Origin of the sequence: Pseudoxanthobacter soli DSM 19599, from assembly GCF_900148505.1 — a bacterium.
Lineage (GTDB): Bacteria > Pseudomonadota > Alphaproteobacteria > Rhizobiales > Segnochrobactraceae > Pseudoxanthobacter > Pseudoxanthobacter soli.
In genome coordinates this window covers 545141-567156 of the sequence record NZ_FRXO01000004.1, presented here as the reverse complement: position 1 = coordinate 567156, position 22016 = coordinate 545141, and the positions used below count along the sequence as shown (strand labels likewise).

Annotated in this window: 19 protein-coding genes; 4 read left to right on the top strand and 15 right to left on the bottom strand. The window is 66.0% G+C overall.

The genetic code is table 11. The annotated features are described in order from the left end of the window. The coding region (locus tag BUF17_RS12820; RefSeq protein WP_175563689.1) for an invasion associated locus B family protein at positions 1–372 on the top strand (372 nt) is incomplete at its 5' end. Positions 373–569: 197 nt separating this feature from the next. On the opposite strand, the gene BUF17_RS12815 is transcribed toward BUF17_RS12820, so the two are convergent. The 4 genes from BUF17_RS12815 to BUF17_RS12800 form a co-directional block, all read right to left on the bottom strand. Then, a complete protein-coding gene (locus BUF17_RS12815; protein ID WP_073629198.1) occupies positions 570–812 on the bottom strand; it encodes a hypothetical protein in 243 nt (80 codons plus the stop codon). A gap of 58 nt (positions 813–870) precedes the next feature. After that, positions 871–1512, bottom strand: coding sequence for a TetR/AcrR family transcriptional regulator (locus BUF17_RS12810; protein ID WP_210215440.1), 642 nt, complete (start codon positions 1510–1512; stop codon positions 871–873). Positions 1513–1824: 312 nt separating this feature from the next. After that, complete coding sequence (locus BUF17_RS12805; RefSeq protein WP_073629194.1) at positions 1825–2793, bottom strand: sodium-dependent bicarbonate transport family permease; 969 nt, start codon at positions 2791–2793, stop codon at positions 1825–1827. A gap of 152 nt (positions 2794–2945) precedes the next feature. Then, positions 2946–3932: a TerC family protein gene (locus BUF17_RS12800; RefSeq protein ID WP_073629192.1), complete on the bottom strand. Its 987-nt coding sequence runs from the start codon at positions 3930–3932 to the stop codon at positions 2946–2948. A 397-nt stretch (positions 3933–4329) separates the two neighbouring features. On the opposite strand from BUF17_RS12800, the gene BUF17_RS12795 reads away from it, so the two are divergent. Continuing rightward, complete coding sequence (locus BUF17_RS12795; RefSeq protein WP_084564585.1) at positions 4330–5307, top strand: hydrogen peroxide-inducible genes activator; 978 nt, start codon at positions 4330–4332, stop codon at positions 5305–5307. Positions 5308–5341: 34 nt separating this feature from the next. On the opposite strand, the gene BUF17_RS12790 is transcribed toward BUF17_RS12795, so the two are convergent. After that, positions 5342–6913, bottom strand: a complete 1572-nt coding sequence (locus tag BUF17_RS12790; RefSeq protein WP_073629190.1) for a cryptochrome/photolyase family protein — start codon at positions 6911–6913, stop codon at positions 5342–5344. A 229-nt stretch (positions 6914–7142) separates the two neighbouring features. On the opposite strand from BUF17_RS12790, the gene BUF17_RS12785 reads away from it, so the two are divergent. Further along, a complete protein-coding gene (locus BUF17_RS12785) occupies positions 7143–7850 on the top strand; it encodes a DUF2161 domain-containing phosphodiesterase (protein ID WP_073629188.1) in 708 nt (235 codons plus the stop codon). 23 nt (positions 7851–7873) lie between these two features. Here the strand turns inward: BUF17_RS12785 and BUF17_RS12780 are convergent, their stop codons facing one another. Beyond that, positions 7874–9241 carry an aminotransferase-like domain-containing protein gene (locus tag BUF17_RS12780; RefSeq protein WP_073629186.1) on the bottom strand — a complete coding sequence of 456 codons (1368 nt, stop codon included), beginning with the start codon at positions 9239–9241 and terminating at the stop codon, positions 7874–7876. 163 nt (positions 9242–9404) lie between these two features. Here BUF17_RS12780 and BUF17_RS12775 point away from each other — a divergent pair, with 163 nt between their 5' ends. Beyond that, a complete protein-coding gene (locus tag BUF17_RS12775; protein ID WP_073629184.1) occupies positions 9405–10256 on the top strand; it encodes a DMT family transporter in 852 nt (283 codons plus the stop codon). 192 nt (positions 10257–10448) lie between these two features. Here BUF17_RS12775 and BUF17_RS12770 read toward each other — a convergent pair whose 3' ends face one another. The 9 genes from BUF17_RS12770 to BUF17_RS12730 all read right to left on the bottom strand — a co-directional run bounded on the left by BUF17_RS12770 (position 10449) and on the right by BUF17_RS12730 (position 21851). Further along, positions 10449–11045: an IMPACT family protein gene (locus tag BUF17_RS12770; RefSeq protein WP_175563693.1), complete on the bottom strand. Its 597-nt coding sequence runs from the start codon at positions 11043–11045 to the stop codon at positions 10449–10451. Between the two features lie 340 nt (positions 11046–11385). Further along, positions 11386–12900, bottom strand: coding sequence for an aldehyde dehydrogenase family protein (locus BUF17_RS12765; RefSeq protein ID WP_073629182.1), 1515 nt, complete (start codon positions 12898–12900; stop codon positions 11386–11388). A gap of 25 nt (positions 12901–12925) precedes the next feature. Continuing rightward, positions 12926–14755 (bottom strand): thiamine pyrophosphate-binding protein, encoded by a 1830-nt coding sequence (locus tag BUF17_RS12760; RefSeq protein WP_073629180.1) that lies wholly within the window; start codon positions 14753–14755, stop codon positions 12926–12928. A 166-nt stretch (positions 14756–14921) separates the two neighbouring features. Next, on the bottom strand, positions 14922–16013 hold the full coding sequence (locus tag BUF17_RS12755; RefSeq protein WP_073629178.1) for an NADH:flavin oxidoreductase/NADH oxidase: 1092 nt from the start codon (positions 16011–16013) through the stop codon (positions 14922–14924). 11 nt (positions 16014–16024) lie between these two features. Then, positions 16025–16882, bottom strand: a complete 858-nt coding sequence (locus BUF17_RS12750; protein WP_073629176.1) for an SDR family oxidoreductase — start codon at positions 16880–16882, stop codon at positions 16025–16027. A 40-nt stretch (positions 16883–16922) separates the two neighbouring features. Beyond that, on the bottom strand, positions 16923–18500 hold the full coding sequence (locus BUF17_RS12745) for a xylulokinase (RefSeq protein ID WP_073629174.1): 1578 nt from the start codon (positions 18498–18500) through the stop codon (positions 16923–16925). A gap of 225 nt (positions 18501–18725) precedes the next feature. Further along, positions 18726–19871 (bottom strand): iron-containing alcohol dehydrogenase, encoded by a 1146-nt coding sequence (locus BUF17_RS12740; protein ID WP_073629172.1) that lies wholly within the window; start codon positions 19869–19871, stop codon positions 18726–18728. A gap of 16 nt (positions 19872–19887) precedes the next feature. Then, positions 19888–20862, bottom strand: coding sequence for an ABC transporter permease (locus BUF17_RS12735; protein ID WP_073629170.1), 975 nt, complete (start codon positions 20860–20862; stop codon positions 19888–19890). After that, a complete protein-coding gene (locus BUF17_RS12730; protein WP_084564583.1) occupies positions 20859–21851 on the bottom strand; it encodes an ABC transporter permease in 993 nt (330 codons plus the stop codon). Before BUF17_RS12730 ends, BUF17_RS12735 begins: the two co-directional genes overlap by 4 nt. Positions 21852–22016 lie beyond the last annotated feature (165 nt).

The window sequence follows — 22016 nt, the reverse complement described above, 5'->3', positions numbered from 1 at the left end:
ACCTTCTCCCAGACCCAGATGAACCAGCAGAACCGCCAGCGCGTGCTCGCGATCGAGCTTCATGCCGCCGACGGCGGTGCCGCCGAGGGCGCCGTCGTCATGCCGTTCGGCCTCGCCCTGCCAGACGGCGTCACCCTGCAGATCGACGACGCCGCGCCGGGCGCCCCCATCGCCTACACCACCTGCCTCCCGGCCGGCTGCCTCGTGCCGCTGTCGTTCGACGCCGCCATGGTCGCCAAGCTCAAGACCGCCAAGAAACTCACCCTCAACGCCGTCGCCGCCGACACCAAAGCCCCCATCCCCATCCCCCTCACCATCTCCCTCAACGGCTTCGCCCCAGCCCTCGCCAGAACACAGAAGCTCATCCAGTGAGCGAGAATGATGCCTCTGCCGCTGTTCAAAAGCCGGATCGCAATACGGCTGGCTGGGGAGCCGACCCGGCGACGAGAGGCACGAGATCGCCGCCTATTCGTACGCAAGCCTCGCCGGAATTCGGAGGATGGCGGCGTACGATGGGACCGTGGGTGCCTACCGGGCGAGGGGGGGACGCTGCCCAGGGCTTGGGCGTGCTACCTGTCGATGCGGATGCAGATGCGCTTTTCGACGCCGTCTTCGCGGACATCGAGCCATTGAACGTCACCGGCCGGTGTCGCCGTGTTCAGCAAGGCGTCCACGTCCAGCCCCCGCCGGCGCAATTGCGCCCGCGCCTCGGTGGGAAGGAGGCGGACAACAAGACGCGCAATGCCTGCCGGTAGCTTGAACCGCTCTTGCGTGACGCCCTGCACGTATTTCTCGATACGAACCATCTTCATGATCGGCCTTTCGGGTGGGGAAATCGCGGGAAGCCGTGGCGATGCGGCAGGGCCGGGGTCAACGTGCGACTTGATCGCCCGCTGCGGGTTGAGTGACCACGGCGCCGAGACGCGGAGCGAGTGATCCGGGCGACGCACCGAGAGCGCGTTCGATCAGTGTCAACGTCGCGTCCAGCCGTCGCCGATACTCGGCCTCGGACCAGGCGAACCGCCCGTCGCCCAGCAGAAAGGCTTGTCCTGCGAGCAGGAATTCGATGGTGGGCACCGGGTCCGCGACGTTGAACACACCGGTGGTATTGCCCGCCTCGACCACGCGCCCGAGGATCGGCGCCAAAGTCCTGACGAGCGTGACGTTGGTGCGCTCGTGCAGCTCGAAATTGTCGGGATGATCGAGCGCCTCGGCGAGATGTCGGCCCTCGCGCCCGACCGTTCTCATCGCGGCGACGGCGGCGGCGAACTGATCGAGAGGATCGGCGGCCTGCGCCGCGGCCGCTTCCGCGGTCTCGGCCATTCTCCGGATAAGTGCGTCGGCGAGTTTGGCCAGAAGGTCACTCTTGGAGCGATAGTAAAGGTAGAAGGTGCCTTTCGCGACATTCGCCGCGCGGACGATGTCGTCGATCGTGACCGCGCCGATCCCGCGCTCGTGAAACAGCCGGGACGCGCAGGCGAGAATTTCGGCGGACCGCTTCGCGGGATCCATTCGCATGACTGGCACCCAGATAGTGACTGACGGTCAGTCATTATCTGGCGCGCCCGCGCGGGTGTGTCAAGTCGCGTCCCGCGGCGCTACCTCGCTCCCGCCAGACGACGCGAGCCGGGTCTTGTGCAGATCGGGCGGCATCGGGGTCCCGCGGGGGTGTCGTTGCCACGAACTGCCTATTCGGCCGTTGCGAGAACCGGATACCCTCGACGCCTTCGGAGGAGCCGTGTTGTGGGCGTATCGGTTCGATCGGCAAAGCCGCCATGACCTCGGCGGCCGGCGGTCTTTTCGTGCGGTGCCGCGGCGGCGTGTTCAGCCATAAAGTCCCTGAGCCAGGGCAGCATAGAGCGGAATGCCGATCACCACATTGAACGGGAAGGTGATCGCGAGGCTGGCTGCGAGTGAATAGGCGGCATTCGCCTCCGGCAATGCGAGCCGGACCGCAGCCGGCGCCGCGATATAGGATGCGCTCGCCGCGAGCGTCGCCAGCACCACCGCGCCGCCTTCCGACAATCCCGCCATGTGGCCGGCGAGGAGGCCGAGGGACCCGTTCACAATGGGCGCGGCGATTGCAAAGGCCAGAAGCCTCGGGCCCGCTTGCCAGGCCTCATCTGCCTTCTGGGCGGCGACGATGCCGAGTTCCAAGAGGAACAGGCACAGAAAGCCGAGGAAGAGGTCGCCAAAGAAGGGGCGCACCGGTGCCAGCCCGGCCTTGCCGATGATGCCCCCGATGACGAGACCGCCCATCAGCAGCAGGAAGCTCTTCGCGGAAACGACCTCCCGAAGCGCGGCCCCGAGGCCGGAATGGGAGCTTCCACCCGGCCCGCCTGCCATGCGCGCAAGCAGAAAGGCCACCACGATGGCCGGAGCCTCCATCAGGGCGAGAACGGCCGTCATGAATCCTTCATGGGATGTACCAGCGCGTTCAAGATAATTGATCACCGCTATGAAGGTGACGGCCGAGACCGAACCGTAATGCGCCGCGAGCGATGCGGCATCCGCGGTCCCGAACCCGGCGAGACGCCGCAAAGCGATGAAGCACCAGAGTGGAATGACGATGCCGAGCGCGAGCCCGGCAATGGCTGGCGCGGCAAAGTCGGACCAGCGGCTCTCCGCCAGTTCCGCTCCGCCTTTCAGGCCAATTGCCAGCAGGAGATAGATCGATACGGCGTCGAACACGGGCGCGGGAATGCGCAGATTGCTGCGCAAGGCGCTGGCAAGCGCGCCGAGGCCGAAGCACAGGACCGGCGGGGATAGGAGGGCGGTGCTTGCCAGCGACATGGGCAATCTCCAGAGCGAGCGGGCGACGGCATGGTCACGATGCTTCGGGCATGCGGGCAACCGCAAGCCGGGCGCGGTTCGCGACCCGCGGCGCCCGGCTCGGCTGACGGTGGTCTATTGCGGGTTGCCGACGGCGGCGGCCGCCGGCCCGATCAATGGGCGCCGGCGCTCGTCCGGCGCGTCTTCCAGAGGGAGTAGGCGATGCCGCCGGCGATCATCGCGAGGGTCACGCCGAGCGAAATGGCGGGGTCGAGCTTGCCGTAGAAGTGATTCCAGAAAATCTTGCCGCCGATGAAGACCAGCACGAGCGCCAGGGCATATTTCAGATATTCGAACCGGTGGACCATTGCCGCCAGAGCAAAGTACAGGGCGCGCAAGCCGAGGATCGCCATGATATTGGCCGTGAAGACGATGTAGGTGTCCGTTGTAATGGCGAAGATCGCCGGCACCGAGTCCACCGCGAAGACGAGGTCGGCGATGTTGATGACGACCAGTGCCAGAAAGAGCGGCGTGATCCAGAGCACGATCTTGCCCGTTACCGGGTGAGGCTGGCGAACGAAAAAGCGCTGCCCGTGCATCTGGGGTGTCACCCGCAGGAAGCGGGAGAGGAGGCGCACCACGGGGTTCTTCGAAATGTCCGCCTCGCCTTCACGGACGATGAGCATCTTGATTCCGGTGACGACGAGGAAGGCGCCGAACAGCAGCAGCACCCAGTCATATTCCTGCACCAGCGCCGCACCGACGCCGATCATGATGCCGCGCAGGACCAGAACTGCGACGATGCCCCAGACCAGCGCTCGGTACTGGTACATCCTCGGAATGGCGAAATAGGAGAAGATCAACGAGATGACGAAGACGTTGTCGATGGAGAGCGCCTTCTCGATGGCGTAGCCGGTGAAATACTGAATGCCGGCAGCGGGCCCCATCGAGAGCCATATCCAGCCACCGAACACGACGGCAACCGCGATGTAGAAGGCAGAGAGCTTGAGACTCTCGGCAATGCCCAATTCCTTGTCGCCCCGGTTGAGAACGCCCAGGTCGAAGGCGAGCAGGACGAAGACGATGCCCAGGAAGCTCATCCAGAGCCAGAGGGGCTTGCCGATGAAGTCGGCCGCCATCAACGAAATCAGCGTGTCCATGAGGTCCTCGGTTCAGAGTGCCCGCGGCGCACGCGCGGGACGGCCCACGGTGCCGGGCGGGCGCCGTGAACTGTCCGGTCGCAAGTCCGCTCCGGGCGATCGCAGGGGAGAGGACCGACATGGCGGCTGACGCCGTCAGAGGGGCCCGGACCTCGGGTCAGAGTTCGCGTCAGATATCGCGGTCAGTGCGTCGGCCCGGCCGCGGGAAGGCGCTCGCTGCCGGGCGGAACGCGCCGAGCACAACCGCCCTTTCGACTTCCAGCTTTTCGCGCCGGGTGGTCCGGCGTTCGATCAACGGGTGCACGTCAACCTCCTTTTGGTAGGGGCAGGATGTCGTGGACGCGCCCATAGTTCCAATGCATTGTCTCAATATCACCGATTGACTGAGACTATCGCCATGGCCTTTCGCCCGACCCATCGCCAGCTCGAATATGTCGTCGCCCTTGCGGAAACCGGCCATTTCGGCACAGCGGCGCGGCGTTGCCATGTCTCGCAGCCGACTCTTTCCGTGCAGATTGCCCAACTCGAGGCGCAGCTTGGCGCCACGCTGTTCGACCGGACGCCAGGTCGCGTCCAGCCGACACCGGTGGGAGTTGAGGTGGTTGAGGCGGCCCGCCGCGTGCTGCTGACGCTCGACGACATCGTCGCGACGGCGGCAGGCAGCACGCGCAATCTGGGCGGCTTGATCCGGCTTGGCGTGGCGCCGACCTTCGGACCCTATTTCCTGCCGAACCTTCTGCCGATGCTGCATGCCAAGTACCCGGCCCTGCAGATCTACATCAAGGAGGAACGTCCGGCGGTGATCCTGCGCGACGTGATTTCCGGTGCACTCGATTGCGGGCTCGGGCCGGCGCCGACCTCGGAGCACGCGGTGACCTTCCGCTGGCTCTGCCGCGAGACGATCTTCCTCGGGGTGCCCAAGGATCATCCGTTGGCGTCCCGCAGCCATGTGGATCCGAAGGCATTGCGCGGCGAGAGGCTGCTGACGCTCGGGCGTGGCCACCACCTGTTCGAGCGGGTCCGCGAACTCGCCACCGCATGCGGCGCGGACATGCGGGAGGACTATGAGGGCACCAGTCTCGACGCATTGCGCCAGATGGTGCTGATGGGCATGGGGATGTCGCTGTTTCCGGAACTCTATGCGCGGTCGGAGTTCCATGTGCAGGATGATATCGCTCTCCTCACACTGGACGGATGGCCGACGAGTCGCGACATGGGTTATTTCTGGCGGGCGGGAAGCGGGCGGGCGGTGCAGTTCGAGGAACTCGCCCGGGAGAGCGAGGCGACTTGTGCCGCTCTCGGGCTGCTCTCGGGCGACCGCCAGTATCAACGCCCGGCGGGGCTGCGACGGCGTATCGAACCCGACCAGGCTTGAAACGGCAGTTTCTGCGGCGTCGCTTCGCCTGGTCTCAAGCCAATCCGGACAGGAAGGTTTTGGCGGATTCGACGATCTGCGAACGCTGCGAGACCGACATGCGCCCGATCGTTCTATAAGGCATGGCCAGTCTTGGATTGGCGGAAAGCACGCGCTCGTTCTCAATCAGGAAATTCCAGTAGAGGTAATTGAACGGGCAAGCCGCGGGGCCCAGCTTGATCTTCGGATCGAAATCGCACCCCTTGCAGTAATCCGACATGCGGTCGATGTACGCCCCGGAAGCGGCATAAGGCTTGGAGCCGAGGCGGCCGCCATCGGCGTGCATCGCCATGCCGTGGACGTTTGGGAGTTCCACCCACTCGAAGGCGTCGGCATAGACGGCGAGATACCATGCCTCGATCTGCGCCGGCGCCACGCCGGCCAACAGAGCGAAGTTGCCGGTGACCATCAGCCTCTGGATGTGGTGGGCGTAGGCGTGGCGCCGGGTGGCGCCGATGCATTCGGCCATGCACCGCATTGGGGTCTCGCCGGACCAGTACATCGCCGGCAAGTCGCGTGTGGCCTGCAGGTGGTTGCTTGCGGCGTAGGCGGGCATTTCTTCCCAGTAGATGCCGCGCACGAATTCGCGCCAGCCGAGGATCTGGCGGACGAATCCTTCCACGGCATTGATCGGCGCTGTCCCCGCGCGACAGCAAGCCTCGGCGCGTGCGCAGACCTCACGCGCGGTCAACAGGCCGCAGTTCAGATAGGGCGAGATCAGGCTGTGAAACAGGAAATCCTCGCCCCCCTTCATCGCATCCTGATAGTCGCCGAAATCCGGCAGGCCCACCGTGATGAAATGGTCGAGCGCTCGTAACGCATCCTGGCGCGTGACGGCCCAGCCGAAGTCTTCCAGATCGCCGAAATGATCGCCGAAGCGTGCCGCAACCAGCGCGATGACGTCCCGGGTGATGTCATCAGGGGCAAAGCGCCGACGTGTGGGAATGGACTTCCCGCGCGGCAGCGCCCGGCGGTTCTCCGGGTCGAAATTCCATCGTCCGCCTTCCGGCGCGCCCTCGTGCATGAGGATGCCGGTGCTGCGGCGCATCTCCCGATAGAAATACTCCATGCGGCCCGTCTTCCGAGCCAGGCCCAATCGGGCAAATTCGGCATGCGAGCAGATGAAGCGGTCGTCCTCCCGGATCTCGACGGGCACCGGGAGGTTTTCGGCCCAGTCCGACATCATTTCTCTGACCCGCCATTCGCCCGGCTCTGTGACGATGACCGATGCCGGAGCATGACGGGCAACTGCGCGCGCGAGTTCAGTCGAGAAGCTATGGGTGTTTCCGGCTTCGTCGAGGCGGACGTAGTCGACGCGGACGCCTTCGCTGCGCAGCGCCTCGGCGAAATGGCGCATTGCGGAAAGCAGGAAGGCGATCTTCTGCTTGTGATGCGGAACGTAGCGCCCCTCGGCCTCCACCTCCACCATCAGCACGATATCGTGGACACGGTCGAGACCGGCCAGCGACGACACTTCGCGCGTCAGCTGGTCGCCGAGCACGAAGCGCAAATGGCCCGCCGAACGGGCATGGCCCCCGCGAGAAAGGATGGTCTTGTCGAGCGACATGGGAGTTTGTACGGGCTGCCGGGACGTCCGGATCAGCCTGAAGGAGGCGTAGACCGACCAAGGCCGAATGACGGACGGACCCGCTTCATCGACTTGTTGCGCTTGCGGTAGCTTCGGTTCGCTTGCGAGGCCTGATTTTCGGTTGGCATCCACCGGTCGCTGGGCTGTGTTTGCCGGTCCTAAACCTCTGGCCGGCCATGCTCAGCAGGCTCGGAACCGGAGGCCTGACGTGGAAACGTCCCTGTATCTGCCCGTCAAGCGTTTCCTCGAACAGTTCGGCTACACCGTGAAGGGCGAAGTCGGACACTGCGACGTCGTCGGCTTGCGGGACGGCGATCCGACGGTGGTGGTGATCGTCGAACTGAAAATGGCGTTCAATCTCGAACTCATTCTTCAGGGCGTGGACCGGGCGGCCATCGGAGACGAGGTCTGGCTGGCGGCGCAACTTTCCGTCCGGGGCAAGGGGCGTGAAAGCGATCCGCGCTACCGCAATCTCTGCCGACGCCTCGGTTTTGGCCTGCTGGGTGTTTCGACGTGCGGCCGGGTCGAAATCCTCGTTTCTCCGACCGCGCCGATGCCACGAAAGGATTCCCGCCGACGTTCAAGACTGGTGGAGGAGCACAAACGTCGCCAGGGCGATCCCGTCGCCGGCGGCGGCACCCGCAAGCCCGTCATGACCGCCTACAGGCAGCAGGCGCTGGCGTGTGCCGCCGCGATGGCGTCCTCACCGCAGCGACCGCGCGACCTGAAGCGCTCTGTCCCCGATGCCCAGAAAATCCTGCGCCGCAATGTGTATGGCTGGTTCGAGCGTTCGGAACGGGGTGTATATGCATTGACCGACACCGGTCGCCTCGCATTGACGTCCTGGCTTCCTGCCGCGCCCGCGTCCGGCGACGGCGTGCCGGCGGGCGATGTGTCGGAGGCGCCAAGCGTATGACGTCACCCCTTCGCAGGGCCGATCTATTCTGATCCCGTCAACACCTGATCCATCGCTTTCTGCAACTGCCGGAGGACGTCTGCGTTCATCTGAGCGACGTTGAAGCGCATGAAATCGGCCGCCGTCTGCGCGACGCTGAAGACGTTTCCAGGAGCGAGGACGATGCCGTCGCGCAACGCGCGCCTCGCCACCTCCGATGCGTCAGCGGCATCCGGCAACCGGCACCAGAGGTAAAAGCCGCCACGGGGCAACGTCCAGGGATGAACGCCCAACTTTGCGAGGTCGGCGACAATCTCGCGGCGCCGTCTGGCAAGCCGGGACCGCAGGCTGCCGAGGTGCCTGTAATAGCTGCCGTCGCTGAGGGTGCGCAGGACGAGTTCTGCAGCGAGCGGGCTCGGGCCTCCGAACCCCGTCGCCAGCTGAAGGTCGACCAGTGCCTCCACCAGTTCGGGGCTTGCGGCGATGTATCCGCATCGTATCGAGGCCGAGAGCGTTTTCGAGAAGCTGCCGATGCGGATCACGCGCCCGAGCCCGTCTAGCGCGGCAAGCCGGACCGAGCGGTCCGGCTCGAAGTCCGCGAAGATCTCGTCCTCGACGATCATGAGATCGTGGCTCGCTGCCGCGGAAAGGATCCGATGGGCAACCTTGGGTGACAGGGTCACCCCGGTCGGGTTGTGAAGGGCGGAGTTCGTGAGATAGAGACGGGGCTTGTGCGTCGCGAGCGCGTCCTGAAACAGGGCGATGTCCGGGCCGGTCTGTGTATAGGGTACGCCGACGATCCGCACCGCATGCGCCTGTAGCAGCGCTCGAAAGTTGAAATAGCAGGGATCGTCGATCAGCACCGTGTCGCCGGGCCGCAGAAGATGGCGGCAGATCAGATCGATCGCCTGCGTGCCGGAACTCGTCAGCAGGATCTGCCCGGCGTCCGCTTCGATTCCTTCTGACGCGAATTGACGGACGAGCATGCGACGCAATGCGAGCGAGCCGTGCGTGGAGCCGTATTCGACCAGCGTGGCATCGTCCATCTTCGCCGCGGCGCGTATCGCGCGCCGGACGGCGGCAAGAGGCATCCAGTCCGGGGGAAGCCAGCCGCACCCGGGCCGCGGCGTTTCCCGGCCTGCATCGAGCGACTGCCGCGACACCCAGAAGGGATCGACCGCCCGGTCGGTCGACTCGCGGGCCGCGCTGCTGTCCGTGGGGTCGAGTAAGGCCGCGACATAGAAGCCGGATCCCGGGCGTGGGCGGATCAGGCCTTCGGCAGCGAGGCGGTCATAGGCTTCGACCACGGTCGATGGTGAAACCCCCTTGTCGCGGGCAAATCTGCGGATGGAGGGCAGCTTGTCGCCAGGTGCAAGCGCTTGGCTCGTGATCATGCGGCGGATCGCCTGCATCACCATCTCCGTGCGCCCCTGCGCCGGCGCTACAGAAGGCTCGTGCGCGATCAACTGTATGGCTCCGTATCACCCAACTGTTCGGTGTGATGGTACGTAAGCGTGCCTGTCGCCGCCAGCCTGCTGCGCGTATCGCAGGGAGAAATCGAAGGAGGAGGGCACCTTGGCGCGTGGCTGGTGGAGCGGTCTGATCGGCGTCATCATCTTCAGCGGCTCGCTGCCGGCGACGCGGCTTGCGGTCGCCGGCTTCTCGCCTCTGTTTCTGACCTCCGCGCGCGCGGTCATCGCCGCGCTGCTCGGGGCCTGTCTGCTGCGCCTCATGCCCCAGAAACGGCCTGCCGTTACGGACGTCGTGCCTCTGGTCGTCGTCGCCGCGGGGGTTGTGATCGGCTTTCCTTTGCTCACGGCGCTTGCTCTCCAGCACATCACTGCCGCGCGCTCCGTCGTCTTCATCGGCCTGCTGCCTTTGGCGACGGCCCTGTTCGGCGTGGTGCGTGGCGGCGAACGGCCGAGGGCGGCCTTCTGGCTGTTCTCTCTCGCCGGTGCCGGGACCGTCGTCGGCTTTGCGATCGGCAATGGTGTTTCGACGTCTGTCGCCGGCGATATGCTCATGATCGGGGCGGTGCTGCTGTGCGGTCTCGGCTATGCCGAAGGCGCGCGGTTGTCGCGTCGCCTGGGCGGCTGGCAGGTTATTTCGTGGGCGTTACTGGTCGCGCTCCTGCCGATGGCGGCGATCGCCACGGCCACGAGGCCGGAAGCGCTGTCGCCGATCGGAGTCGAGGCATGGGCAGGCCTTGCCTATGTCTCGGTTTTCAGCATGCTCATTGGCTTTGTCTTCTGGTATCGCGGGCTTGCGCTTGGCGGCATAGCCGCCGTAGGGCAGCTGCAACTGCTTCAGCCCTTTTTCGGGCTGGCGCTTGCCGCGCTCATTGTGGGAGACCACGTATCGTGGACAATGATCGCCGCCACCGGCTTCGTCGTGGTTTGCGTCGCCGGCGCACGGCGGTTCGCCTGACCATCGACGGCTGATATCCTCGCTGGCGCGTTCCCTGCCGCGTTGTCGGCGTCGTGCGGGTCTTGCCGCCTGCTTCCCACCTTATGCCCCATGCGCCGCGATCGACATGTCGTCCGTCGCAAAATCGGCTTCGGTGGGGAAAGATCGACGCTTTCTTCCGTTATGCCCATCCCGCATTCCCGGTCGCCGTGATCATTCCTTCCAGTGCATCACCGAACGTCCGCTCGTCAGATTGGCAACCAGTTCGCCGACATTGCCGGCTTCCGGCTTCGGTGCGGATACCGACAGGATGGCGCCAGTATCCGTGAAAGCCTGAACCCCGACCTGCACACCGGAGAGTGAGCCGAGCCTGGCCTGGACGAGCGTCAGCTCACTGAATCCGCACGCGACTGTTCCGGAAACGTTATCGACGAGGGCCATCTTCTCGGCCTCGCGCAGGCAAAGGGCCGCCGTTCCCCCATAGGCTCGCATCAGGCCGCCGCTTCCGAGAAGAACGCCACCGAACCAGCGGCTCACGACGACGGCGACGTAGTCGAGGCCTTGGCCGTCGATGGCTGCAAGGATCGGCTTGCCGGCAGTTCCGCCCGGTTCTCCGTCGTCGTTGAAGCGGTAGTTCTGGCCCAGGCGCCACGCCCAGCAATTGTGACTGGCTGCCGGATCCGACAATGCCGCGATGAACGCCTTCGCAGCCGCCTCGTCCTCGACGGGACCGGCGACCGCGATGAAGCGGCTCTTCTTGATTTCCTGCTCGCGTGCAGTGCGTTCGACGAGGGTGAAGCGCTCGACCATGCGCTCGTCTAGCACGACCTCGATCTCAGACACTACGGGGTTGCCGCACCGGTGAAGATCTCTGCGAACGCCGACGACGAAGAAGCCTGTGAAGCGAAGATCTGGCGAAAGCTGATCTGGACTTTCGAGGCAGTCGTGTTCACGTCGGTCGATGGCAAGCCGATGGCCGCTTGAGTGCTCGGCGGTGTCACCAATGCCGCTCGCGATGGCAGCACCGACCAGTTGAGTGGCGGCCGGCTTTGCCTTGAGGGGTATCTTGTGATGCCGCATCGCGCAGGCGCCGTGGAGGAGCCCCTGGCACCGGGGCTCCTCGCGGGCAGGCGGCGGCCGATCTGCGGCGTCAGAGTGCGACCGCGATCGACTTCGTCTCGGTATAGAGCTCGATCGCCGCGTAGCCCATCTCGCGGCCCCAGCCGGACTGCTTGAAGCCGCCGAACGGCAACGCGACATCGACCACGTGGTGGACATTGACGCCGATGGTGCCGGCCTTCAGGCGTCGGGCGACCGTATGGGCCTTGCTGAGGTCTCGCGTGTAAAGGCTCGCCGCGAGGCCGTAGATGGAGCTGTTCGCCTCGGCGACGATCGCATCGATGTCGTCGTCGTCGAACGGCATCGCGCAGACCACCGGCCCGAAGATCTCCTCCCGGACCACCGACATCCCGGGTGTGGTGCCGGTGAGGACGGTGGGTTCGAGAAAGAAGCCGCGGTCGCCGATGCGGCGTCCGCCCGTCAGCACGGTTGCCCCCTCCCGCTGCCCGGCCTCGATATAGCCGAAGACGCGCGCGAGCTGTTCGGCCGAGACCAGCGGGCCGATGCGGGTGGCCGGGTCCAGGCCGACGCCGACCGGCAGCCTGGCCGCCTCGGCCGCCATGCCCGCCATCAGGCGATCATACACCTTGCGATGGATATAGAGCCGGGAGCCGGCCGTGCAGCATTGGCCCATGTTGTAGAAGATCGCCGAGGCAGCGCCGGCGAGCGCGACGTCGAGATCGGCATCGGGAAACACGATGACCGGCGACTTGCCGCCGAGTTCCAAAGACACCTTTTTGAGGTTGCCGCGGGCCGAGCCCAGGATCAGCTTGCCGACCTCGGTCGAGCCGGTGAAGGCCACCTTGTCGACGTCCGGGTGCGCCGCCAGCGCCGCTCCCGCGGTCTCGCCGAGCCCGGTCACGACGTTGAAGACCCCCGCCGGGAAGCCGACTTCCTCGACCAGCTGGGCCAGCCGGAGGGCGCTCAGCGGGGTCTGTTCCGCCGGCTTCAGCACGATGGTACAGCCGGCCGCGAGCGCCGGCGCCACCTTCCAGACAGCCATCATCAGCGGGAAGTTCCACGGCACGATCTGTCCGACGACACCCACCGGCTCGCGGAGCGTGTAGGCATGGAACGGCGCGGACGAGGACAGCGCGATCGTCTGGCCATGGATCTTCGTGGACCAGCCCGCCATATAGCGCAGCAACTCACACGAGAAGGCCACGTCGACCGCGCGTGCATCGGTCACCGGCTTGCCGTTGTCGATGGAATCGATTTCGGCAAATTCGTCGGCGTGGGTTTCGAGGAGATCGGCGAGCTTCCATACGAGGCGGCCACGTTCGGACGGCGTCATGCGCGACCACGGGCCGTGGTCGAATGCCTGGCGCGCGGCTGCGACGGCAGCGTCGATGTCGGCGGCAGTGCCTGCGGGCACCCGGGCGACGATCTCGCCGGTTGCGGGGTTCTCGACATCGAGCTGCCCGCCTTCCGCCGCCTCGACCCAACGTCCGCCGATGAAGAGGCGATGATCGGCTGCGAGGAACGCGGCAGTGGCTGCGGACGGCGCGGGGCCTTCGGCCACGATGATTTTTTGTTGTACGGTCATGGATGTTTCCTCCTGGACTGTTACGTCAGCCGTCGATCAGCGCGGGTGCGTGTTCCGCTGCCTCCGGCCCGGAAGCAACGGGTTCGGGCAAGTCGGGCGACTGCTTCCAAGCCCGCAGCGCATACACGGTGCCGGGTCGCTTCTGTTCGGGGTTGGGGTTCTCGAGGCGGCGGCGCAGGCTGTGGATCGGGGTCGCCGTCGGATCGGTACGGACTTCGACGACGGACGGGCCGTCATGGGCGAATGCGCCGTCGAGCGCGGCGTCGATCTCGTCCGGGTGGTTGACGAAGAACGCCTTGAGACCCAGCCCGGCGCCGGCAGCCCCGTAACTCGGCCGCGCGAGGTTCGATTCCAGATCCACCGAGAGGCGGGTGCCGTTGTAGAAGATCTTCTCCCACATCTGCAGCCAGCCGAGCGTGCCGTTGTTGAACACCACGTTGACGACGGGAAAGCCGTTCTGGGCCTGGGTGGCGAGTTCGCCGATCGCGAACGAGAACCCTCCGTCGCCGGAGATCGTCACCACATGGCGGCCGGGGCGGACCATTGAGGCCCCGATGGAGGCCGGGACGGCATAGCCGAGGCTGCCCTGTCCACGGGCGTAGAGGAAGCGGCGGGCCGCCTTCTTCGCCGGCAGGTACTGGCCGATCCAGCCGGAAGCGAAGCTTGCATCGGAAATGACGACATCGTCCTCGCCAAGGCGGGCGGCGAGGCTCTTCAGCACGCGGCCGGGATGGAGCGGCACAGCCGTCGATGCCATGTCCGCCGCGATGATGCCGGCCTGTTCTGCCTGAACGGCCGAGACGCGGGCCTGCCACTCCGGCATCGTGCGCGCCGCGAGCATGGGATTGAGCTCGCGAAGCACTTCGCGGATGTCGCCGAACAGCGCGACGGTCGGCCGGAAGGTTCGGCCATGCTCCTGCGGATCGTCGTCAATGGTGATGGTCGCCTGGCTCGCGGTCGGCAGCGTCCAGTTGTTCGCGGTGTTCTGGCTCGCTTTCGAACCGCACCAGATGATGAGGTCGGCTTCAGGGGCGAGCGCAAGCGCGGCCTTGGAGCCCATCGGGTTGAGCACGCCGACCGCAAGCGGGTCGGTTTCGTCGATCACGCCCTTGCCCGAGAGCGACGTGGCGACGACAGCCCCGGACGTCCGCGCGAGCGTCTCCAGTTCGTCATAGGCACCGGACGCATGAACGCCGCCGCCGGCGATAACGAGCGGGCGCTGGGCCTTGCCGATCAGCGCGGCCGCCGCTTCGAGATGCTCCCGCAGCGCGCGGGCGCGATGCGCGGGCATCCGGACATAGCGGTCGTCGATCATGACCGGCGAGGCCGCCGGATCCCACTCGGCGTCCATGACGTCGTGGGGCACGATCAGGGCGACCGGGCCGGGGCGCGGCGAGGTGGCGATGCGGAACGCGGTGCGGATCAATTCCGGAAACGCGGCGGCGCTCGGCACCATGAACGCTTCCTTGGAGATCGACTTGAGGTAGGAAAGCTGGTCGAACCCCTGGCTCGCCACACCTTTCGTCTTCAGCGGCAGCCAGTCGCGCGGCAGTTCGCCGACGATCGCGATCAAGGGGATCGAGGCGTTGAGCGCTTCGACGAAGCCGTCGGTGAGCTTGGTGCAGCCCGGTCCGACGGTTACGTCGCACACGCCCGGCTTTCCGGTGAGGCGCGCATAGGCGTCGGCGGCGTAGACCCCGTTCCGCTCGTCGCGCACGAGGACATGCCGGATGCGCGACTGGCGCGTCGAGATTCCCTCGTAAAGGCCGGATGTCTGGCCGCCGGGCATGCCGAAGACACACTCGACGCCGTATTCGATCAGCATTTCAGTCAGCATATCACCGGCGTGCGGCATCGTTCGCTCCTGTTGCAGCGTTATGTCGGTCAGGGTTGGATGGCGTGCGAGGTCGACCGGCGCATGTCCCGTCAGGATCGAAGCGATCCGAACAGGGCATGATCAGGCATTCAGTTCCGGATAGACCCGTCTTCCAGCGAAGGATTTAGCCAGACCTGCGATCTGACTAAGGAAAATACCTCCAGTCGTCCTTCGCCTTCTTGTATTGCCTGGGCCACTCGGTTTCGATGCCGAGCACGCGTGCGGCATGAAGCGGCCAGTAGGGGTCGCGCAGGAATTCCCGGCCGACGGCAACGACATCGGCACGGCCGTTCTTCACCACCTCCTCGGCAAGAAGGGGATGGTCGAGCATTCCGACGGCGGCGACGGCCACGCCGGCCTCGCGCTTCAAGGCCTCCGCGAACGGCACCTGGTAGCCGGGAAAGCTGTCGATGCGGATGCCTCTGGTCGGTGTCATCGCACCGGAACTGGCGATGCAGAGGTCCACAGACGGTGCCACGGCACGCGCGAGATCGACGACATCGGCCACCGTCGCGCCGCCCTCGTCGCGCTCGACGACGGACAGCTTGATGAAGATCGGCTTTTCGGCCGGCCAGGCGCCACGCACCGCTTCAAGTACCTCCATCAGGAACAGGCGGCGGTCGAGCCCGTAGCGGTCTGTGCGCCGGTTCGAAAGCGGCGACAGGAACTGGTTGATCAGATAGCCGTGAGCGGCGTGGATCTCGACATAGTCGAAACCGGCCGCGTCGGCCCGCGCCGCTGCTTCGCCATAGCGGAGGACGAGGTCGGTGGCCTCGGCCGTCGACAGTTCGTGTGGCACAGGCCAGTCGTCGTGGAAGCGGATCGCACTCGGCGCGACGAGGCCTTGCTCGAAATGCTCGCCCTTGCGGCCGGCGTGTCCGAGCTGAAGCCCGGCTTTCGCGCCATGGCGGCGAATGTCGGCCACAATGGGGGCGAGGGCGGCGGCCTGATCGTCACGCCAGAGTCCGAGGCAACCCGGAGTAATGCGCCCAAGCGGATCGACGGCCGTCATTTCGAAGGAGATCAGACCCGCGCCGCCCACAGCCCGCGAGGTGTAGTGCACATGATGCCAGTCATCGGCCATGCCATCGATGGCCGAATACTGGCACATCGCCGACATCATGATGCGGTTGCGCGCGGTCATCCCGCGAAACGTGACCGGATCGAACAGGCGGGCCGAACTGCTCCGACTCCCGTGACGGGGCGCGATAGACAGGGCGGAATCGAAGGCGTTCATCGTCTTGTCCTTCAACGCAGGTAGCCGGTCGGCACGCCGCCGTCGACGGTGAGGCCGGCGCCATTGATGACCGCGCTTTCGTCGCAGGCGAGAAACAGGATCGCCCGCGCGACATCTTCCGGCGTGATCGACGCTTTCAGCGCGTTGCGTTGGGCGTAGAAGTGCTCGAGCGCGTCCGGCGCGACACCGTGACGGCTCGCGGCGGCGATCCGCTGCTCCGGCGAGAAGATGCCGGTGCCGCGGATCACGCCGTCCGGAAGCACGGTGTTGACGCGGATGCCGAACGGCCCGCCTTCCTCCGCAAGGCACCGCGCGAGATGGAACTGCGCAGCCTTCGCGGCGCTGTAGGCCGCCGCCTTCGGCGTGGAGGCGACCGCCGCCTTGGACGCGACGAACACGAGGCGGCCACCGCGGCGCGCACCCTTCCAGAAGCGGAACGCCGCACGGCTGACGAGGAAGGCACCGCCAGCGTGGGTTTCCATCATGCGGCTCCAGTCGTCGAGGCTGGTGTCCTCGATCGCGGCGCCGTGGTGCGAGCCGGCATTGCTGACGACCACGTCGAAGCCGCCGAACTGCCTCGCGACCGCGTCGAAGAAGGTGCCGACGTCAGCCTCCGAGCGCACGTCGCCCGACATCGCCATGCACTGGCCTTCACCCGCGATCGCCTCCAGCTCCGCCTGCGCGCCGGCAAGCCGGTCGTCCTGGCGGGCGATGATGGCGATAGCCGCGCCTTCGCTCGCGAGCAGGCGGGCCGTGGCGAGGCCGATGCCGAAGGAGCCGCCCGTGACGACGGCGACGCTGCCTTCCAGCCGGCGGAAACCGCGCCCCGCCGGGCCGGGCGAAAACTCGATGCGCTGCGGCTGGTTCATGCCCGCCTCCCGTTCATTGCACTGCCGTTTTCGGCTGCCGTCATTCGGCTGCCATGGCCCGCTCCGAGGGCACGAAGTCCTCGATTGCGGCGAGTTCGTCGAACACGGCTTGCGTGCTCTCGAGCATGGTGACGTAGGCCCGGGCGAGCGGCTGATAGAACGCGTGGCGTTCGGGATCGGGGCTCACCGCCTCGCCGGTCGGCCGGGTGAAGGATTCCGCCGTCGCCGCCATGTCGGAGAAAAGACCGGCCGCGTGGCCGGCGACGAGCGCCGCGCCGAGCGTGCCGCATTCCTCGCGATCGAGGCTCATGTAGGGAACACCCAGGATATCGGCCTTGATCTGCTTGAAGATCCGGCTGCGGGCTCCGCCACCGATGCCGACGATGCGCTTCGGCCGGAACTCCGGCATCAGGTCGCGGCAGGCCTTGAGATAGTAGGCGTACTCGTAGCCGATACCTTCCAGGATGGCGCGGAAGATGTGGTTCTTGGTGTGCCCCCAGCTCAGCCCCATGATGGCACCGCGCACCGTCGCGTTGTTCGGGCAGACGCGGCCGCCGAGGTGCGGCAGGAACAGCAGCTTGCCGGCGCCCGGCGGGGCCTTCTCGGCCATTCGCCCGAGGCGCTGGTAGACGTTCTCGCCATCGGCCTCGCTGATGAGTTTCTCGACCTGGCCGAACTGGTCGCGGAACCAGCGCAGATTGAGGCCACCGCCGTTGACATAGGCCATGGCGAAGTACAGGCCCGGCGCGGCGTGGGGGCACATGTAGAGCATCTTGTGCCGGGTGTCGGTGGCGAAGCGGTCCGTGACGATCGAGAGCACCGAGGCCGTGCCGGCCACATCGAACAGCGTGCCGGGCTCGACGATGCCGGCGCCGAGGATGTTCGCGGTGGCGTCGCCGCAGCCCGCGGCAATGGGCGTTCCTGCGGCGAGGCCGGTCAGCCGCGCCATTTCCGGCGTGACCGCGCCGATGATCTCCCACGGATCGACGATGCGGGGCAGCTTCTTTGGGTCGAGGCCGAAGGTTTCGACGAGATCGGTATTCCAGCAGCTGTTGCTGGTATCGGCGAAGTTCGAGAGGCCGAGATAGGATCGGTCGATGAAGGCATCTTCGCCTTTGAGGCCCGCCATGCGGCCGGCGACGTAGGACGAAAGCATCGTGAACTTGGCGATGCGGGCATAGATCTCGGGATGCTCGTTCTTCCAGAACAGCATCTTGGCGCCATGATTGAAGCTCGGTGCGCCGCCCGACGAGGCGATGATCTCGCTCTCGCGCATCTTGAGGACGGGGATGTAGCGGGCACAGCGTGTATCGAGCCAGGAATCGTAGGGCGTGACGACACCCCAGTTCGCGTCGAGATTGATCATCCCCGCCATCTGGCCGTCGAAGGCGATGCCGGCGATCTGCCCTGGATGGACGCCGCTCTGTTCGATCACGGCGCGGATGGTTGCCACCGCCGAGGCGAAGATGTCGTCCGGGTCCTGCTCGACCACGCTCGGGCGCGGGTAGCAGATTTTCGATTCCTGAAAGGCTTCTGCCGCGACGCGACCATTGGCGCTGTAGAGCGCCGTCTTGGTGCCCATGGTCCCGAGATCGCAGCCAAGCACATAGCTCGACATCCCGTTCGCTCCCTCATCGTTTCCGGCTCTCTTCGGCGGAGCCGTCGCGGCGCTCTGTGGCGCCCTGACCGGAGCCGTCGCAGCGGCCCTCGATGGAAATGAAATTAATTACATCCATGGATATGTCAATGGAAATAATTTCGATACGAAGGCAAGTGCGCGAAATTCACCTCCGAAATGCGGCCGCACCATCTGGCGATCTGAATTTGATGGGATTATTCGGGATCAGAGAACGGCGCGATAGAGCCGCTCTGCATCGTCAACCGTCAGCCGTCGCGGGTTGTTGGCAAGAAGCCGTGTGACCGTCATCACGCTCGCCGAGAGGCGCGGGATGTCGTCCGCCGTCACACCGAACGGCGCCAGCCGTCGCGGCACGCCCACGTCGTCGGCCAGTTCTTCCATCATGGCGAGAGCCTTCATTGCCGCTTCGCGCGACGAGAGACCGTTCGTGTCCGCGCCGAGCGCCGTTGCCACCGTGCCGAAGCGGTCGAGATTTCCGATGGCGTTGAAAGCGAGCACCGGCCCCATCATGATCGAGTTCGCAACGCCGTGCGGGATATGAAACTCCGCGCCGATTGGATAGGCGAAGGCGTGGACGGCCGTGACGCCGGCGTTGGCGAACGCTATCCCGGCGAGCATGCTTCCTTCGCTCATTGCCGCCCGGGCGCGGATATTCGAACCGTCGGCATAGGCGGTGCGAAGGTTGGCAGAGATCAGCGAGATCGCCTTCGTCGCGAACAGGTCGCTCATGGGCGAGGCGTTGCGCGACGTGAAGGCCTCGACGGCGTGCAGCAGCGCATCCATGCCGCTTGCCGCCGTGACGGCCGGAGGCACGCCGACCGTCAGTTCCGCATCGACGATGGCCGTTGCCGGCAGAAGATAGGGACTGACGATGCCCTTCTTGAGCTTCTCGGTGTGGTCCGAGAGGATCGAGATCGGCGTGACCTCGCTGCCCGTGCCGGCGGTCGTCGGCACGAGGATAGTCGGCAACCCGGGTCTTGGAACCAGATCCGTCCCGAACATGAGTGCGAGGTCGAGGCCGTTCACCGACGCTATGGCCGCGACCTTGGCGACGTCCATCGCCGAGCCGCCGCCCAGTCCGACGACAAGGTCGGCGTCTGCGGCGATCGCAGCGCGCGCGGCGGCGAGCGCCGTCTCGATTCCAGGATCAGGCTCGACGTCGGTGTGCAGCGTTATCGACAGCCCGCTGCCGGACAGGATCTCCGCCGCGCGTGCGGGCAGGCCGGCGGTGACGAGGCCGGGATCGCTGACGAGGAGGACGCGGCGGGCGCCGAGCCGGGCAGCCTCTGTGCCGAGCCGGGAGAACGTTCCCGGTCCGAGGAGGATGCGCTGGGTGGTCTGAAAGAGCATTGTCTCCGGCCTCCATTCACGCGGCAACTGCCGCCACGGACCGGCGCCGCAGCAGGTTGACATAGGCGTCCATCACGACGGCGCCGACGAGTACGCCGCCGATCGCCACGTTCTGCCATTCCGCCCGCACCTCGAAGAGGTTGAAGGCGTTGTTGACCAATGCGACGAAGATCACGCCGAGAATGGAGCCCGGCACCGAGCCACGGCCGCCTGCGATCGACGCGCCACCGAGCAGGCAGGCGATGATGGTCTGCATCTCGAGCCCGATGCCGAGATACCGGTTGGCCATCCCGACGCGCGCGGTCATGAACACGCCGGCGAGCGCCGCGACCACCCCCATGGCGACAAAGGCCGCGAACCGGATGCGCCGCACCGACAGGCCGAGCATCGCCGCCGCTTCGGGGTTGCCACCGGCATAATAGAGCCGCCGGCCGATGCGGCTTCCGGAGAGCAGGACGGTGGCGCCTGCCGCCAGCACGATGGCCGCCCATGTCATGGGATAGAGGCCGAGTATTGTGCTCGAGCCCAGAGCCGAGAGCCCATCGCCCAGCGCTGTGAAGCCGCCGACGCCGAGTCCCGAGATCGTCGTCTCGATGATGCCGCGGACGATATAGGTCGTGGCGAGCGTCGCGATCAGCGGGTTTATGCCGATGATGGTCACCAGTACGCCGTTGAGGACACCGATCGCTGCACCCGCGGCAAGCGCGGCCGATACCGCCACCGCCAGGGGAGCGCCGCCGGAAAGCGTTAGCGCGAGCACGACGCCGGCCAGGCCTGCGATGGCGCCGATCGAAAGGTCGAACGATCCTGCAATCAGCAGGATTGTGAGGCCCACGGCAACGATAGCCGCGGGTGCGATGGCGGACTGGAGTGATGCGAGATTGTCCGCGTCCGTAAAGACCGACCAGTTCTGGCAAAGCACCAGCACCGACGCCGCGGCCAGCAGCAGCGGCTTGATTTCCGGCCGAGAGAAGAGGCGCGTCTTGATCATCGTCCGCTCCAGCGTCGTACGAGGAGGTCGAAGGACACGGCGGCGACGAGGAGCACGCCGATGACGAGTTGCTGGATCAGCGGCTCGACGTCGAACATCACCATTCCGTTCACGATGACTGCGAGGAACAGCAGGCCCAGGACCGCACCCGGCACGCTGCCGCGGCCGCCGGACAGGCTCGCTCCGCCGATGATCGCCGCGGTGACGAGCAGGAACTCCAGGCCGAGGCCGATCTTCGGGTCTGCATGGGTGTTGCGCGATGCCGCGAGGATGCCGCCGATGCCGGCGGTCACTGCCGACAGCACGAAAAGCGACAGCTTCAGCGCACCGGCGCGGACGCCATATATCACTGCGGTTTCGGGACTTTCGCCGATCTGGAAGATGCGCCGGGCGATGCGGTGACGGCGTTCGAACACGCCGAACAGAATCGTGAGGACGATGAGCACGACCAGCCAGAGATTGACGTCACCGACGCGGATACGCGCCACCTCGCGGAATGGCTTGGCGAAGGTCGCACCCGAGAGCGTGCTCGCCATCACGTCGGCGAGGCCGCGCACGACCAGCATCGTGCCGATGGTGAGCATCAGCGAATTGACCCGGAAGCGTACCACGAGGAAACCGTTGACGAAGCCGATCAGCGCCGCCCCGACCAGTGCGATACCGATCGCCGGATAGACCGGCACGCCCTCCGCCATCAACATTCCGGTCGCCATCCCGGTGAAGGCGAACACCGAGCCGACCGAAAGGTCGATCTCGCCCCCCGCCATCACCAGCGTAAAGCCGAGCACGGCGAAGGCGTTCAGCGAGACGCCGTAGAGCACCGAATAGAGATTGTTGTAGGTGGCGAACTGCGGCTTCGTCAGCCCCAGCAGCAGGCAGAGCGCGATGAGCGCCATCAGGAGAGGAGCAGGCCCTGCGAGGCAGCGGCGGGTCGAGACGGCCGCTCGGCCGAGCAACCCCTCGGCCGCGTGGGATGAGAGAATGGTCATCTGTCATTCCTTGGTGCCGGAGCGGGGCCGGCGCCGCTTGGAGATGAGAAAGCCCGTCGACGGACCTTCCGTCGCGATCGAGCGAGCCGACCCGGACAAGGGGAATGTGCGCTAGAGAGCTTTCCGATCTGATGGACTCATCAGATCGACAAGAAATTGCTCCAG

Bases quoted from the DNA above. Each gene is read 5' to 3' on its own strand.
- BUF17_RS12795 (WP_084564585.1), top strand. From the start codon at position 4,330: ATGGCCTTTCGCCCGACCCATCGCCAGCTCGAATATGTCGTCGCCCTT.
- BUF17_RS12745 (WP_073629174.1), bottom strand. From the start codon at position 18,500: ATGTCGAGCTATGTGCTTGGCTGCGATCTCGGGACCATGGGCACCAAG.
- BUF17_RS12815 (WP_073629198.1), bottom strand. From the start codon at position 812: ATGAAGATGGTTCGTATCGAGAAATACGTGCAGGGCGTCACGCAAGAG.
- BUF17_RS12765 (WP_073629182.1), bottom strand. From the start codon at position 12,900: ATGACCGTACAACAAAAAATCATCGTGGCCGAAGGCCCCGCGCCGTCC.
- BUF17_RS12810 (WP_210215440.1), bottom strand. From the start codon at position 1,512: ATGGATCCCGCGAAGCGGTCCGCCGAAATTCTCGCCTGCGCGTCCCGG.
- BUF17_RS12780 (WP_073629186.1), bottom strand. From the start codon at position 9,241: ATGCAGGCGATCCGCCGCATGATCACGAGCCAAGCGCTTGCACCTGGC.
- BUF17_RS12755 (WP_073629178.1), bottom strand. From the start codon at position 16,013: ATGAACGCCTTCGATTCCGCCCTGTCTATCGCGCCCCGTCACGGGAGT.
- BUF17_RS12800 (WP_073629192.1), bottom strand. From the start codon at position 3,932: ATGGACACGCTGATTTCGTTGATGGCGGCCGACTTCATCGGCAAGCCC.
- BUF17_RS12790 (WP_073629190.1), bottom strand. From the start codon at position 6,913: ATGTCGCTCGACAAGACCATCCTTTCTCGCGGGGGCCATGCCCGTTCG.
- BUF17_RS12770 (WP_175563693.1), bottom strand. From the start codon at position 11,045: ATGGTCGAGCGCTTCACCCTCGTCGAACGCACTGCACGCGAGCAGGAA.
- BUF17_RS12740 (WP_073629172.1), bottom strand. From the start codon at position 19,871: ATGCTCTTTCAGACCACCCAGCGCATCCTCCTCGGACCGGGAACGTTC.
- BUF17_RS12735 (WP_073629170.1), bottom strand. From the start codon at position 20,862: ATGATCAAGACGCGCCTCTTCTCTCGGCCGGAAATCAAGCCGCTGCTG.
- BUF17_RS12750 (WP_073629176.1), bottom strand. From the start codon at position 16,882: ATGAACCAGCCGCAGCGCATCGAGTTTTCGCCCGGCCCGGCGGGGCGC.
- BUF17_RS12760 (WP_073629180.1), bottom strand. From the start codon at position 14,755: ATGCCGCACGCCGGTGATATGCTGACTGAAATGCTGATCGAATACGGC.
- BUF17_RS12805 (WP_073629194.1), bottom strand. From the start codon at position 2,793: ATGTCGCTGGCAAGCACCGCCCTCCTATCCCCGCCGGTCCTGTGCTTC.
- BUF17_RS12730 (WP_084564583.1), bottom strand. From the start codon at position 21,851: ATGACCATTCTCTCATCCCACGCGGCCGAGGGGTTGCTCGGCCGAGCG.